Origin of the sequence: Megasphaera sp. An286, from assembly GCF_002163455.1 — a bacterium.
Taxonomy (GTDB): Bacteria; Bacillota; Negativicutes; order Veillonellales; family Megasphaeraceae; genus Megasphaera; species Megasphaera stantonii.
Map to the genome: position 1 here is coordinate 55,664 of NZ_NFIY01000007.1, position 14,008 is coordinate 69,671.

Annotated in this window: 14 protein-coding genes; all 14 read left to right on the forward strand. The window is 55.9% G+C overall.

Annotation, left to right across the window (positions count from 1 at the left end):
• The first annotated feature begins 1 nt into the window (after position 1).
• The 14 genes from lpxB to B5F80_RS04940 all read left to right on the forward strand — a co-directional run bounded on the left by lpxB (position 2) and on the right by B5F80_RS04940 (position 13,993).
• On the forward strand, positions 2 to 1,156 hold the full coding sequence (lpxB, locus tag B5F80_RS04875; protein WP_087477698.1) for a lipid-A-disaccharide synthase: 1,155 nt from the start codon (positions 2 to 4) through the stop codon (positions 1,154 to 1,156).
• Entirely contained in the window at positions 1,143 to 2,894 is a 1,752-nt protein-coding gene (gene msbA, locus B5F80_RS04880; RefSeq protein WP_087477699.1) for a lipid A export permease/ATP-binding protein MsbA, read from the forward strand. The genes lpxB and msbA overlap by 14 nt, the downstream gene beginning before the upstream one ends.
• Before the next feature lie 5 nt (positions 2,895 to 2,899).
• Positions 2,900 to 4,255, forward strand: coding sequence for a glycosyltransferase N-terminal domain-containing protein (locus B5F80_RS04885; RefSeq protein WP_087477700.1), 1,356 nt, complete (start codon positions 2,900 to 2,902; stop codon positions 4,253 to 4,255).
• A gap of 17 nt (positions 4,256 to 4,272) precedes the next feature.
• Positions 4,273 to 5,409: a tetraacyldisaccharide 4'-kinase gene (gene lpxK / locus B5F80_RS04890; RefSeq protein WP_087477701.1), complete on the forward strand. Its 1,137-nt coding sequence runs from the start codon at positions 4,273 to 4,275 to the stop codon at positions 5,407 to 5,409.
• 3 nt (positions 5,410 to 5,412) lie between these two features.
• Positions 5,413 to 6,150 carry a 3-deoxy-manno-octulosonate cytidylyltransferase gene (gene kdsB / locus B5F80_RS04895; protein ID WP_087477702.1) on the forward strand — a complete coding sequence of 246 codons (738 nt, stop codon included), beginning with the start codon at positions 5,413 to 5,415 and terminating at the stop codon, positions 6,148 to 6,150.
• Positions 6,151 to 6,158: 8 nt separating this feature from the next.
• Positions 6,159 to 7,004 (forward strand): 3-deoxy-8-phosphooctulonate synthase, encoded by an 846-nt coding sequence (gene kdsA / locus B5F80_RS04900; protein ID WP_087477741.1) that lies wholly within the window; start codon positions 6,159 to 6,161, stop codon positions 7,002 to 7,004.
• A 20-nt stretch (positions 7,005 to 7,024) separates the two neighbouring features.
• Complete coding sequence (locus tag B5F80_RS04905) at positions 7,025 to 7,996, forward strand: KpsF/GutQ family sugar-phosphate isomerase (RefSeq protein WP_087477703.1); 972 nt, start codon at positions 7,025 to 7,027, stop codon at positions 7,994 to 7,996.
• Positions 7,996 to 8,529: an HAD family hydrolase gene (locus B5F80_RS04910; RefSeq protein ID WP_087477704.1), complete on the forward strand. Its 534-nt coding sequence runs from the start codon at positions 7,996 to 7,998 to the stop codon at positions 8,527 to 8,529. Before B5F80_RS04905 ends, B5F80_RS04910 begins: the two co-directional genes overlap by 1 nt.
• Before the next feature lie 20 nt (positions 8,530 to 8,549).
• The gene (locus B5F80_RS04915) at positions 8,550 to 9,491 is read left to right on the forward strand and encodes a lysophospholipid acyltransferase family protein (RefSeq protein ID WP_087477705.1); all 942 of its coding nucleotides are present in this window, start codon (positions 8,550 to 8,552) and stop codon (positions 9,489 to 9,491) included.
• Positions 9,463 to 10,017: an LPS export ABC transporter periplasmic protein LptC gene (gene lptC, locus B5F80_RS04920; protein WP_087477706.1), complete on the forward strand. Its 555-nt coding sequence runs from the start codon at positions 9,463 to 9,465 to the stop codon at positions 10,015 to 10,017. The genes B5F80_RS04915 and lptC overlap by 29 nt, the downstream gene beginning before the upstream one ends.
• Positions 10,018 to 10,020: 3 nt before the next feature.
• Positions 10,021 to 10,752 (forward strand): LptA/OstA family protein, encoded by a 732-nt coding sequence (locus tag B5F80_RS04925; RefSeq protein WP_204246349.1) that lies wholly within the window; start codon positions 10,021 to 10,023, stop codon positions 10,750 to 10,752.
• A 22-nt stretch (positions 10,753 to 10,774) separates the two neighbouring features.
• The gene (gene lptB / locus B5F80_RS04930) at positions 10,775 to 11,494 is read left to right on the forward strand and encodes an LPS export ABC transporter ATP-binding protein (RefSeq protein ID WP_087477707.1); all 720 of its coding nucleotides are present in this window, start codon (positions 10,775 to 10,777) and stop codon (positions 11,492 to 11,494) included.
• 16 nt (positions 11,495 to 11,510) lie between these two features.
• The gene (locus B5F80_RS04935) at positions 11,511 to 12,599 is read left to right on the forward strand and encodes an LptF/LptG family permease (RefSeq protein WP_087477708.1); all 1,089 of its coding nucleotides are present in this window, start codon (positions 11,511 to 11,513) and stop codon (positions 12,597 to 12,599) included.
• 131 nt (positions 12,600 to 12,730) lie between these two features.
• The gene (locus B5F80_RS04940; RefSeq protein WP_087477709.1) at positions 12,731 to 13,993 is read left to right on the forward strand and encodes a DUF3084 domain-containing protein; all 1,263 of its coding nucleotides are present in this window, start codon (positions 12,731 to 12,733) and stop codon (positions 13,991 to 13,993) included.
• Positions 13,994 to 14,008: the final 15 nt, after the last annotated feature.

The following is a 14,008-nucleotide window of genomic DNA, read 5'->3' on the forward strand; positions in this document are numbered from 1 at the left end:
CATGAAAATCATGTTTTCCGCCGGCGAAGCGTCCGGCGATATGCACGGCGCCAACTTAGCGAAAGCCCTGCGGGAACTGGACCCCAGCGTAGAATTGCTGGGCATGGGCGGAGCCCGTATGGAAGAGGCCGGCGTAAACATCATATATGATATTAAAAATCTGGGATTTATCGGCGTAGGCGAAATTCTGCGCAAGATTCCCTTTTTCTTCCGTCTCCGTGATTTTCTCATCCGGAAGATGAAGGAAGAAAAACCGGATTTGCTGGTCTGCATCGATTATCCCGGCTTTAATATGCAGCTCATCAAGAAGGCCAAGGCTGCCGGCATTACCGTCGTCTATTACATCTTGCCGACGATCTGGGCCTGGCACAAGAGCCGGGGTCATACGATTACCAAGTATTCCGATTTGGCTATTTCCCTGTTTCCCTTTGAGGCGGACATGTATAAGGCCATGGGGACGAACGTCGTCTATGCGGGCCATCCCCTTCTCGACTCGGTCCATCCGTCTATGAGCCGCGGCGAAGCGGAGGCCTTTTTCGGCCTGGATGCCAGCAAGAAGACGATACTGCTCATGCCGGGCAGCCGGATGCAGGAAGTGCGGGGATTGCTGCCGGTCATGCTGGAAGGCGTACGGAAGATACAGGAAACGGTGCCCGATGTGCAGTGCCTTTTGCCGCGGGCTTCGACGATCGATACGTCGGTGCTGGAAGCAATCATAGGGGAGCATGATGTTCCCGTCACGATCGGTGAGAATACCCATGTATACGATATGATGCAGGTCAGCACGGCGGCTATTGCCGCCTCGGGGACGGCGACGCTGGAAACGGCCCTCATGAAGGTGCCTACCCTTTTGGTGTACCGCGTGGCGCCCCTTACGTACTGGCTGTCGAAAGTATTAGTTCACATAGAAAATATCGGCCTTCCCAATATCATCATGGGGCGGCGCATCATGCCGGAGCTGTGGCAGGACGACGTGACGCCTGAGGGCATCGCCAGTGTCGTCGCGCCGTTATTGCACGATGCCGGGCGCTGGGAACAGCTGCGGGACGCCATGGCCGACGTAGGCCGCACCATGGGCGAAGCCGGCTCCGTACGCCGCATCGCCCGGACGATATTACATTTTGCTAAGGAGAACCATCCGAATGAAGCAATATAACAGCTGGCAAAGCTATAAACGTTTGTTGAGGTTTATTACGCCGTATAAAAAACGCCTCGTCGTAGCCGTTATTTGTATGGCCTTTTCCGGCGCGAGCAACGTCGTCGTGCCGTGGCTGATTAAAGACGTTATCGATAAGGTATTGGCGAATAAGGATATTTATACGCTCAACCTCATCGTCATCAGTATTTTGGTATTGTTCCTCCTGCGCGGCTTTTTCTATTTCGGCGAACGCTACCTCATGAGCTTCGTCGGGCAGCGAATCGTAAACGACATACGGGAGAAGCTGTACCGTCATCTGCAGATTTTATCGCTGTCGTATTTTGACCGCCGCAAGACCGGGAATATCATGAGCAACCTGACGAACGATGTCACGGCGCTGCAGACGGCCATTGCCGGCAACCTGATATCCTTCGTGCAGGAATCGGTCATCCTCATCGGCTCCCTCGTTTCGATGCTGGTGCTGAACTGGAAGCTGACCCTGCTGACCCTGGTCATCGTGCCCCTCGTCGTCGTGACAATCAACGTATTCGGCAAGCGATTGCGCCGGGCCGGCCACGAAGTGCAGGGCAAGATGGCCGATATTACGGCCCTTTTGGAAGAGGCCATTTCCGGCATCCGCATTATCCGTTCCTTTAACCGCGAGGCCTTTGAAATCAAACGGTTCGTCAAGCAGAACGACAACAACTTCTGGGCCCTCATGAAGACGACGCGGCTGACGGCTATGCTGACGCCGTTCATTCAGTTTTTTGCAGCCATCGCCATTACGGGGATTATCTGGTACGGCGGCATGAGCGTCATCGACGGCGATATGACGGCCGGCGAGCTCATCGCCTTCCTGATTTACGCCATCAACCTGGCCAATCCCGTGCGGCGCATCAGCGAAATATACGGCGATATCCAGCGGTCCCTGGCCGCTGCCGACCGGGTATTTGAGACCCTCGACACGGAACCGGACGTCAAAGAAAAGGAAGGCGCCGTCGAATTGCCGCCCGTACAGGGCCACATCGAATTCGACCACATTTCCTTTGCCTATGACGCGGAGCATCCGGCCCTTACGGATTTCAACCTGTCCGTCAAGCCCGGCCAGATCGTAGCCCTCGTCGGACCCAGCGGCGCCGGGAAATCGACGGTGGCCAACTTGTTGCCTCGTTTCTATGACGTGACGAGCGGCCGCCTGACCATCGATGGCGTCGACGTCCGCGACGTGACCTTTTCCTCACTGCGCCAGCAAATCGGCTTGGTGCCGCAGGAGACGATGCTGTTCAACGCGACGGTCCGGGAAAATATCCTTTACGGCCGGCTGGACGCCAGCGACGACGAAATCGTAGCGGCTGCCAAGGCGGCCAACGCCCATGACTTCATCATGAGCCTGCCTCACGGCTATGAATCCATCGTCGGCGACCGGGGCAGCGCTTTGTCCGGCGGCCAGCGCCAGCGCATCGCCATCGCCCGGGCTATCTTGAAGAATCCGCGGATTCTCATCCTCGACGAAGCGACGTCGGCTCTCGATACGGAAAGCGAAAAGATCGTGCAGGCCGCTCTGGACCGCCTGATGGAAGGCCGGACGGCCGTCGTCATCGCCCATCGCCTGAGTACGGTGCGCGACGCCGACCATATCGTCGTCATCGACCACGGCCATATCGCCGAAGAAGGAACCCATGAAGAGCTACTGGCTAAAAAGGGCTTGTATGCGAACTTGTATGCCGTGCAGTTTAAAGATAACGCAGAAGGATAAGATTCATGAAGACAAATATGAGAGCCCAATCCATGTATTGGCTGTACAACGTACTGCTGCTGGTGTATTGGGCGACGCTGATTCCCATGCTCATTTACCGCCTGATTCGCGAAGAAGGCTTTTATCAGCGCATCAAACAGAGCATCGGGTTTCTGCCGGATGATTTAAAAGAAAAAATATCGAACCGCCACGCCATCTGGGTACACGCCGCGTCGGTCGGAGAAATCGTAGCGGCCAGCCCTATCGTGCGGGAAATGCGCAAGACCCATCCGAACGAGGTCATCATCGTGTCCGTCGTCACGGCGACGGGGTTCCGCATGGCCCATCAGATTATCAAGGGCGCCGACGGGATTTTATATTTCCCTCTGGACCTGCCGTACCTGACAGACCGCATTTTGACCATCGTCAAGCCGCGGGCCATTGTCCTCGTCGAGACGGAAATCTGGCCGAACTTCCTGCGCATCGCGGCCCGCAAGAATATTCCCGTCATGATGATGAACGGGCGCATCAGCCGCCGTAGCTCCAGCCGGTACCGCATGATTACCTTCTTTACGCGCCGCGTCTTGTCGACGATTTACGTGTTCTGCATGCAGAGCCGCATCGACGCCCAATATATCATCGATATCGGCGCCGACCCCAATAAGGTCATCGTCACGGGCAATACGAAGTACGACCAGACCTACGGCATCGTGACGGATGAAGAAAAGAAACGCTACCTCAAGGAGCTGGGATTCGACGAAAACACCTATCCCATCATGATTGCCGGCAGCACCCATAAGGGGGAAAACGTGTCGGTATACAAGGCGTTCTGCAATATACGGAACCATTTCCCCGGAGCGAAGCTCATCATAGCGCCGCGCTACATTCATCAGGCCGACCTCATTTACGACGAAGGCGTCAAGCACGGCGTGACGATGGTCAAACGCAGCGACATGGTAGCGGGAAAGCAAATTGCCGGCCCATATGACGGCGTCCTCCTCGATACGATCGGCGAGCTGGGCCGGGTGTACAGCCTGGGCGATTTGATCTTCGTCGGCGGCAGCCTGGCCCATATCGGCGGCCATAATATCCTGGAGCCGGCGGCGCACGGCAAGCCGATTGTCGTCGGGCCGAACATGTTTAATTTCGTAGAAATTTTCGATCTTCTCAGCAGCCGCGGCGCCTGCGTCATGGTGCGGAATGAAGAAGAGTTTATCGATACCTGTCTGGATATACTGATTCACCCTGAAAAGGCGGAAGAAATGAAGCGCCACTGCCTGGAAATCGTCGAAGAAAATCAAGGGGCGACCAAGAAGAACCTCGACGAGCTGCAGCGGCTGCTGGACGAAGTATACGGACATTATGAAGTAGACAAGAAGTAAGCATCGGAGATGAGCATATGGCATTGCGCACGAAACTTGCCGCGTACTTTCTCGATTTGATGAACGGCTCGTCCTCCCATTGCTGGGACGGGCTGGTGCTGGGCGCGCTGGAGCGTGCCGCCGTCCTGTACCGGAAGGGCGTCGAGAAAAAATACCGTTCCTATGCGGACCATCCGGAACGGCAGGCCCGGCTGGACGCCGTCGTCATCAGCCTCGGCAACATTACCGTCGGCGGGACGGGAAAGACGCCGGCAGCCTGTATGCTGGCCCAGCGGCTGCAGCGGGAAGGATACCGCGTAGCCCTGCTCAACCGGGGATACCGCTCCCAGAAGGAACACGACGGGGCGGTCATGTCCGACGGACGGCAGGTGCTGCTGTCGGCGGCGGAAGGCGGCGACGAAGCGTGCCTCATGGCCCGCAGCCTGCCGGGGATTCCTGTCGTCATCGGACGGGAACGCCGACGGAGCGGACAAATGGCTATCGAACAGTTCGGCTCGCAGGTCTTGCTGCTGGACGACGGTTTTCAGCACTGGCAGCTGCATCGGGACTTGGATATCGTCCTCGTCGACGCGACCAATCCCTTCGGCAACGGCAAGGTATTGCCGCGGGGGATTCTGCGCGAGCCCATGGAGCACCTGAATCGGGCCGGCCTGTTTCTTATTACGAAATGCGACCAGGCGTCGCGGGAAGCCATTGACGCCGTGTACAGCACGTTACAGGCCTATAATCCCGACGCGCCCATTGCAGAATCGGTCCATCGGGCTAAGTGGTGCATATCCTTCGGCGACTGGAACGGCATGAAGGGGCGGGAAAACTGCCAGGCTCTTCCTAAGGGAACGAAGGCCGTCGCCGTATCGGCCTTGGGAAACCCGGCGTCCTTTGAGCAGACGATTCGCTCCTTTGGATATGACGTCGTTCAGGCTCTGCGTTACGACGACCACCATCACTATGGAACCGATGACATGGCGGCGATGAAAAAGGCGGCAGACGCCGCAGGCGCCGTGCTGATTACGACGGAAAAGGACGCCGTAAAGCTCAATCCGGAATGGATCAGACAATACGATCTGCCCCTGTACGTCCTGGGCATTTCGCTGGAGATTACCAGGGGCGGAGAACAGATAGATAAGGTATTACGCCACGTAATAGGAGGTTAGGTTATGAAATTTGTATGCATCATCCCATCCCGCTACGCCTCGACGCGCCTGCCGGGCAAGCCGCTGGCCGATATTGCCGGCAAGCCTATGGTGCAGCGCGTATATGAACAAGCGGCGAAGGCGGCGAAGCTGGAACAAGTCGTCGTCGCCGTCGATAATCCGAAAGTGTACGACACAGTCGTCTCCTTCGGCGGCCATGCCGTCATGACGCGGGAAGACCACGCCAACGGCACGGACCGCCTGGCCGAGGCGGTAGCTCATTTCCCTGACGCCGATGTCATCGTCAACGTCCAGGGCGACGAGCCTCTCATTGCGCCCGACGTCATCGACGCCTTGTGTGCCGTCTTTGAAGAAGACCCGTCCCTGTCCATGGCTACGGTCGCCTCGCCGCTGGCAGAAGAAGAGTACAATGAGCCGAGCGCCGTCAAGGTCGTCATGAATCAGAAAGACGAAGCCATGTACTTTTCCAGATCCCTGATTCCCTATCCGCGCAACGCCTTTGACGATACGATACGCCCGTATAAGCACATCGGCATTTACGCCTACCGCCGCGATTTCCTGCTGCAGTACGCCGCTATGGAACAGACGCCGGCGGAAAAAGTGGAATCGCTGGAACAGTTGCGGGTTCTGGAAAATGGATATAAGATAAAGGTAATCAAGACAAACCATACGTTTATCGGCATCGATACGCCGGAAGATTTAGAACACATCCGCGCATACTTCGCGCAAAAGGGAGAATAACGCATATGATGGAACAAGTAAAACGCGTAGCCGTAGGAAATCAGACTGTCGGCGGAGACGGAAAGCTCTTCGTCATGGCCGGCCCCTGCGTGCTGGAAGAAACGGAACGGGTGCTGAATATCGGCCGGGAAATGAAGCGGATCTGCGAATCCCTGGGGGTCACGTATATCTTCAAGGCCTCCTTTGATAAGGCGAATCGCTCGTCCTACACGTCCTTCCGCGGCCCGGGACTGACGGAAGGGCTGCGCACCTTGAAGTATATTAAAGAAGAATTAGGCGTGCCCGTCGTCAGCGACGTCCACTCCATCGAGCAGGTAGAGCCGGCGGCAGAGGTGCTGGATATCCTGCAGATTCCCGCCTTCCTCTGCCGGCAGACGGATCTTCTGGAAGCGGCGGCGAAGACGGGCAAGTGCGTCAACGTAAAAAAGGGCCAGTTTATGGCCCCGGAAGACATGAAAAACGTCGTCGACAAGATCACCTATATGGGCAATGAAAATATCATGCTGACGGAACGGGGATTCTGCCTGGGCTATCATAACCTCGTCGTCGACATGCGCAGTTTCCCCATTATGCGCAGCTTCGGCTATCCCGTCGTGTTCGACGCAACGCACAGCGTCCAGCTGCCTGGCGGCGCCGGCACGAAATCGGCAGGCCTTCGCCAGTACATCGGCAACCTGGCCAGAGCGGCAGCCGGCTCGGGCATCGACGGCGTGTTTATGGAAGTGCACGATAATCCTGCCGAAGCTTTATGCGACGGCCCGAATATGTTATACTTGTCGCAAGTAGAAGGCGTGCTGCGCGATATGATCGCCATCAACGACATTACCCGCAGAAGCGTCAGTACGGCGAAATAATATACAGAGGTGACATCACGATGGATATATTAGCAGAAGCAAGAGACGTACTCCAGCAAGAAGCAAAAGGCATTGAAAATCTCATTCCTACGCTGGATCAAAACTTCGTCAATGCCGTGCATATGATCATGGAATCGAAAGGCCGCACTATTGTAACCGGCATGGGAAAATCGGGCCATATCGCCCGCAAGGTGTCGGCGACGCTGTCGAGCACGGGCACGCCGTCTATTTTCCTCCACCCGGCCGAAGGCATTCACGGCGACTTGGGCATGGTAACGGGAGACGACGTCGTCCTGGCCTTTTCCAACAGCGGCGAAACCGTAGAAATTTTGAATATCCTGCCGTCGCTGAAACGAATCGGCGCTAAAATCATCGCCGTCGTAGGCAACCACAACTCGACGCTGGCTAAAAATTCCGACGTCATCCTCGACGCATCCGTCGAAAAGGAAGCCTGCCCTCTGGGATTAGCGCCGACGACGAGCACGACCGTGGCCTTAGCTCTCGGCGACGCCCTGGCTATCGTCCTGCTGTCGTGCCATCACTTTACGAAAAATCAGTTCGCCATTTATCATCCCGGCGGAGCTCTCGGCCGCAAGCTGCTCATGACCGTTGAAAACGTCATGCACAAGGGCAATGACAATCCGGTCATTTCCGAAGACAGCATCGTGCAGGACGCTCTGTTCATGATGACGGAAAAGGGATTGGGCGCCGTGTCGGTCGTCGACGAAGAAGGCCGCCTCGTCGGCCTCGTTACGGACGGCGACGTTCGCCGCGGTCTGGAAACGGGATCTAACTTCCTCCAGTGGCCTGTCGACGCCATGATGACTAAAAATCCCCGTCAGATTACGAGCGATAAGCTGGCTGCCGAAGCCCTTCATATCATGGAAAAGAACCAGCCCCGCCCGATTACGGTACTGCCCGTCGTCGACGGCGACGGCAAGGCCGTCGGCATGGTTCATCTGACGGACTTGCTGCGGCAGGGAGTCGTCTGATGGACGGCTGGAGAAACATAAAATTGTTGGCCTTCGATGTAGACGGAGTGCTGACGGACGGTACGATTTACTACGGCCCCGGCGGCGACGCCATGAAGGGCTTTTCCGCCCGCGACGGCATGGGGATTTCCCTGGCCCGGGCGGCAGGTCTGAAAACGGCCATTATTACGGGACGCCGTTCTCCTATGGTCGAGCGGCGGGCCGCGGATCTGCATATCGACTACGTGATGCAGAATACGTCGGACAAGCTGGCCGCCTTTTCCCAGCTTTGCCGGGACCTGGGCATATCGATGGGGGAAGCCGCCTATATGGGCGACGATTTGAATGACCTGGCCGTCGTGGCGAATGCCGGATGCGGCGCTTCGCCGGCCGACGGCTGCGCGGAGGTGCGCGAGGCGGCCTCCTTTGTATCGGCCTATGCCGGCGGCCACGGCGCGCTGCGCGAGTGGGTCGAATATATTTTAAAACAGCAGCACCAGTGGGACAGTGTCCTCAGCCGCTATATGAGCGGCATGGCAGCAGTGATTCAATAGTAGAAAGGAGCGTCTGTATTGTGTTTAAGGATTGGCAGTATCACGCTGCGCGGGGATTAGGCAAGTTGCTGTGCTGTCTTCCGTATCCAGCCGTTATTTCTTTGGGACGAACCTTAGGCCCGGTTATAGGAAAGCGATTGAAAAAACAGTACGAGCGCGGAATTTTCCACATCATGCGCGGCATGGAATGCGATAGGGGCGCAGCGGAACAGATCATGCACGGCCTGTTTCAGAATTTGGGCCAGTCGCTGATGGAAATTCTCTACACGCCGAAGCTGAATAAAGATAATATTTCCCAGTATGTTACGCTGGAGCATCCGGAACGGCTGGACGCGGCGCTGAAAGAAAACAAAGGCGTCATCGTGCTGACCGGCCACATCGGCAACTGGGAATGGATGGGCGCGTCGCTGGCCCTGTACGGCTACCCGACGACGACTATCGTCAAAAAGCAGCCGAACGACCAGGTGACGCGGCTCCTCAATGAAAATCGCGAAATGATGGGACTGGAAGTATTTGCCCGCGGCGGGAATGAAATGATCATCGCCGCGCGGGCCCTGAAGCGCAAAAAAATATTGGGATTTTTGGCCGATCAGGACGGCGGATTTTACGGCGTTCCCCAGCCCTTTTTGGGGAAGATGTCGTCGACGCCGCGGGGACCGGCGCAGTTCGCCCGTAAATTCCGATCGCCTATCCTGCCGATTTTTGCGATTCACGACGAACACCACCGTCACCGCGTCGTCATCGGCGAGGTCATGTATTATGAAGATACGGGGAATAAGGACGAAGATATCGCCCGGCTGACCCGGAAGATGGCTGTGCTGACGGAACAGTTTATCAAAGATCACCCGACGGAATGGCTGTGGTTCCAGCACCGCTGGAGCACGGCGCCGGAAGAAATTATAGCGTTGCACCAAGGAGCGGAGGCAGACGGCAGTGACGATAACACAACTCAAGCAGAATAAAGGAAAACTTATCGGCGCGGCATGTGTCATCGCCTTTGCCGCCTTATTGTACTCGCTGATGGAAGAGCCCGTGGCGCAGCCTGAGGTGAAGACGGACAACCTCGTCGAATTCGAAGGCTCCGAGCTGGTGGAAAATAAAAACGGCAAGCTCGTCTGGAAGCTGACAGCCGATAAGATTATGATCGATCCCCAGACGGAAATCATGTATTTTACAAATCCTAAAGCCCTGCTCGTCGATGAAGAAGACGGCACGGAAATGACGATTACATCGCCGAATGGCGTTGTAGACCGCAAGAAGCATACGATTGAAATCAAACCGCCGGTCAGTGCGGCGACAAATCGGAATGATACATTGCAGACTGAAGGCAGTGTGTATTATAATATGAATACGCATATGGTAAAGGGCGGCAAGGTCGTCATGAACCGTCACGACAACACGAGCCTCCGCGCCGATGCGTTTGAAACGACTACCAGTATGGATAAGGTAACGCTGACCGGCCATGCGCAGGTAACCAAGGGAGAATAAGCTATGATGAAGAAATTACAGAAAAAAATGCTTGCTTTAGCCCTGTTGGGACTCATGAGCATCCCTGCTGCAGGTCTTTGGGCCGCGGACAATCCGTCCGTATCCGTGACGGCTGACAAGCTGGAATACAACGGCAAGACCCAGGTGGCGACAGCGACGGGCAACGTCGTCATCGTGCGCGACAAGGCGACGATGAACGGCGACAAGGCCGTATACAACTTGAAGACGGCAGAAGCCGACTTGGAAGGGAACGTCGTCGTGCAGCAGCCAGACATGCATTTGACGGCAGACAAGCTGCATTCGACGAACCGCAATTACGTCATTGCGACAGGAGACGTGCGCGGTATTTATCAGGATAAGAAAGTAAACGGCGATAAGGTCGAATACTATTTGGATAAAGATTACGGCATTGTAACGGGCAACGGCTATCTGGAAGCCCAGGGCTCCCGGCTGTGGGCCGACCGCATCGACGCTTGGTTTAAAGAAATCAAGGCCGTAGGGCAGGGCGACGTCCATATCGAATCGCCGGCAGACAATCTCGTAGCCGATGCGACGAAAGCCGTGTACACCCAGACGCCGGGCAAGAACGACGGCGTCGTCCATCTGACGGGAGACGTCAACGCCGTACAGAACGGCAATTCGCTGACAGGCGACAACATCATGATCCGCTTGGCCGATAATTCCGCCCAGGCCATGAGCCGGTCGACCGTCGTCATCGTACCGGGCAGCGAATAAGCGGCGGCGCAAGGAGCAATGTATGCTGATTCAAACACATAATTTGGTAAAAATGTATAAGGAAAAGCGCGCTGTCGCCGGCGTCAGCATCCAGGTGAACCAAGGGGAAATCGTCGGCTTGCTGGGACCGAACGGCGCCGGCAAGACGACGACCTTTTACATGATTGTCGGCATTGAGCATCCCGACGAAGGCTCGATCTGCATCGGCAATCAGGATATTACGGGTCTGCCCATCCATAAGCGGGCAGCCTACGGCATCGGCTATCTGCCCCAGGAAGCGTCGATTTTCCGCAAGCTCACTGTCGAAGAAAACCTGCTGGCTATGCTGGAGACGACGAAACTGAGCAAGCGGGAACAGCGCCGGAAAGCGGAAGCGCTGATGGAGGAATTTTCTATCATCAAGCTGCGCAAGCGTTTGGGGATCCAGCTGTCCGGCGGCGAACGGCGCCGTGTGGAAATCGCCCGGTGCCTGGTCATGGACCCGGCCTTTATTTTGCTGGACGAACCCTTCGCCGGCATCGACCCCTTGGCGGTCAACGATATTCAGGGGATTATCAGCCACCTGAAAAATCGCGGCATGGGCGTCCTCATTACGGACCATAACGTCAGAGAAACGCTGAGCATCGTAGATAAAGCCTATATTTTAAGCGAAGGTCGCATTCTTTTGGAAGGCAATCCGGAAATGATTGCCAACGACCCGGTGGCAAGGAAGTTCTATTTAGGCGACGACTTCAGAATGTAACAGGCAGGGAGACAGAATGCGAATATTAGATAAGTATATATTAAAAGAATTTATCAGCCCGTTTTTGTTCGGCGTCTGCGCCTTTACGGCCGTGTTCATCGGGACGGGGACGCTGTACCGTATTGCCAACCTGATCAATACGTACGGCGCGTCGGCTTGGGCGGCTTTCCGCATTTTAGTGCTGGCTATGCCGTCGATCATCGTCGTGACCTTCCCCATGTCGGTCCTCCTGGGATCGCTGATGGCCTTTGGCCGGCTGTCGAGCTCCAGCGAGCTCATTGTCATGCGGTCGGGAGGACAGAACTTCGCCCGCCTGGCTATGCCTATTTTCATCGTTGCCTTTTTCATTTCCATCGGCACGACTGTGTTTAACGAATACGTCGTGCCCCGGGCTAACAATGCCTACAACACGATTATCAACGAAGAAGTCAAGCATAACGTCGCGCCGGCGACGCAGGACCACATCGTCCTCAAAAACGTCAAAGGCGCCAACATTTCCAGCCTGATGTACGCCCGCCAGTATAATTCGGAAACGAAGATGCTGACGGACCTTACGGTGCAGGAATTTGAAAACGATACGCTCGTACGGGTGGAAAAGGCCGAATGGGCTGACTGGAACGGCTCGAAATGGGTCATGCACGACGGCATCATTTACGACCTTTCCGGCGGAGACGGCGTAGAACGGACGATGACCTTCGATCATCAGGCCCTGCCTATCGTGCAGAAGCCGGACCGCATCAACGCGTCTCAGAAAGACCCCGATGAAATGACGATACGCGAACTGAGAGAACAGATTCAGATTCTCGATGAAAACGCCGTCAATACCAATAAGATGAAGGTAGAAATGTACAACCGCTTCGCCCTGCCCCTGGCCAGCCTGGTGTGCGCCATCGTCGGCGCGCCCCTGGGCATGCAGAAGCAGCGCGGCAGCTCGTCTATCGGCTTCGGCATCAGCGTCGTCGTCATCTTTATTTACTACACGATCATGACGCTGGGGAACGCCCTTGGCAACGGCGGACGGATACCGCCGTATCTGGCCGCGTTCCTTCCCGATATCATCTGCGGCATTACCGGCGCGGTTCTCGTATACCGCAAGTCGAAATAAACGGTTAGCAGCTCGGTCCTATTAGGCAGCCGCGCTGCTAACCCATTTTTTATATGGACATTTCTTATAAAAATAGGGAATGACAGAATGCGTATTATGTTATATGATAATATTATACAAGGAGGTGCTGTATGGAATACGGATGGATTATGCTGTTCGTGCTGGCCATCATGGGCGGTATTATCGCCTATTTAGGCGATAAAATCGGTTCGCGCGTCGGCAAGCGGAAAATTAAATTATTCGGCCTTCGGCCTAAATATACGTCTATCCTCGTCACGATCCTGACTGGCATCAGCATTGCCGCCGTTACGCTGGGCGTCATGTCCGTATTGTCAGAAAACGTGCGCATCGCCTTGTTTGGAATGCAGCAGCTCCGGATGCAGAACGAAGCGCTGGAAACACAGCGAAACCAGCTGCTGAAGCAGGCCGGCGATTTGGGAAAAGAGCTGGATGAAAAAAACCGCCTCATCGCCTCAAACGAAGAATTGCTGCAGCTGCAGCAGGAGCAGCTGGACGGGAAAAACGAGGAAATCCGGCTGACGCAGCTTGATTTGCAGCAGGCTCAGGCAGCTCGGGACGACAAGGCCCGTCAGCTGTCGGTCATACAGGTCGCCATGGATAAAGCCCTGCAGGATAAAGACAAGGCCGTAGCGGACCGGGATGCGGCGCAGCATGACCTGGCCGTACTGGAAGAAACGAAGGAACGCATGGTCAGCACTATCGAAGTGCTCGACAAGCGCATCCGCATTCTCAACGAAACGATGACCAATATCCGCGAGGGAACCGTCATGTTCCGCGTAGGAGAAGTCTTGTCCAGCGTCGTGCTCAGCAGCGGCCAGGACGGCAAGACGACGCGGGAAGAATTGAGCCGGGCCATGCAGCAGACCAATGCCATGATTTGCCGGTATTTGGGCATTACCGATGAAAATGCCGTCATGGTGTACATTGCGCCCGACGAATTCAACGCGGCCATCAGCGCCCTGCAGCAGGGCGAAGCCGGCGGCAAGAAGCTGATCCGCCTCATCGCGGCGGGCAATATCATGGTCGGCGAACCGGCCCTGGTACATATTGATATGCATGACAACAACCTCATTTATCATAAAGGCGACGTTGTATACGAAACGGAGCTGAACGAAAGCGAAACGGCTCATAATCCGGAATTGCAGGTTATGCGTTTTCTACATGACGTAAACCTGCAGGCCAAGGCCAAGGGCGTGCTGCCCGACCCGCTGAGCGGCAACGTCGGCGCGTTGTCGGCGACGGAAATGTTCGATACCATTTCCCGCATCAAAGGGCTCAGCGGCGAACACATCGTCCTGCGGGCCGTCACGCTGAACGACACGTATACGGCAGGACCTCTGGGCATCGACATCATCGTCGAGCCGATTCAATAAGCAAAGGAGATTCGA

Bases quoted from the DNA above. Each gene is read 5' to 3' on its own strand.
- kdsB (WP_087477702.1), top strand. From the start codon at position 5,413: ATGAAATTTGTATGCATCATCCCATCCCGCTACGCCTCGACGCGCCTG.
- lpxK (WP_087477701.1), top strand. From the start codon at position 4,273: ATGGCATTGCGCACGAAACTTGCCGCGTACTTTCTCGATTTGATGAAC.
- lptB (WP_087477707.1), top strand. From the start codon at position 10,775: ATGCTGATTCAAACACATAATTTGGTAAAAATGTATAAGGAAAAGCGC.
- B5F80_RS04935 (WP_087477708.1), top strand. From the start codon at position 11,511: ATGCGAATATTAGATAAGTATATATTAAAAGAATTTATCAGCCCGTTT.
- B5F80_RS04940 (WP_087477709.1), top strand. From the start codon at position 12,731: ATGGAATACGGATGGATTATGCTGTTCGTGCTGGCCATCATGGGCGGT.
- msbA (WP_087477699.1), top strand. From the start codon at position 1,143: ATGAAGCAATATAACAGCTGGCAAAGCTATAAACGTTTGTTGAGGTTT.
- B5F80_RS04925 (WP_204246349.1), top strand. From the start codon at position 10,021: ATGATGAAGAAATTACAGAAAAAAATGCTTGCTTTAGCCCTGTTGGGA.
- kdsA (WP_087477741.1), top strand. From the start codon at position 6,159: ATGGAACAAGTAAAACGCGTAGCCGTAGGAAATCAGACTGTCGGCGGA.
- B5F80_RS04905 (WP_087477703.1), top strand. From the start codon at position 7,025: ATGGATATATTAGCAGAAGCAAGAGACGTACTCCAGCAAGAAGCAAAA.
- lpxB (WP_087477698.1), top strand. From the start codon at position 2: ATGAAAATCATGTTTTCCGCCGGCGAAGCGTCCGGCGATATGCACGGC.
- B5F80_RS04885 (WP_087477700.1), top strand. From the start codon at position 2,900: ATGAAGACAAATATGAGAGCCCAATCCATGTATTGGCTGTACAACGTA.
- B5F80_RS04910 (WP_087477704.1), top strand. From the start codon at position 7,996: ATGGACGGCTGGAGAAACATAAAATTGTTGGCCTTCGATGTAGACGGA.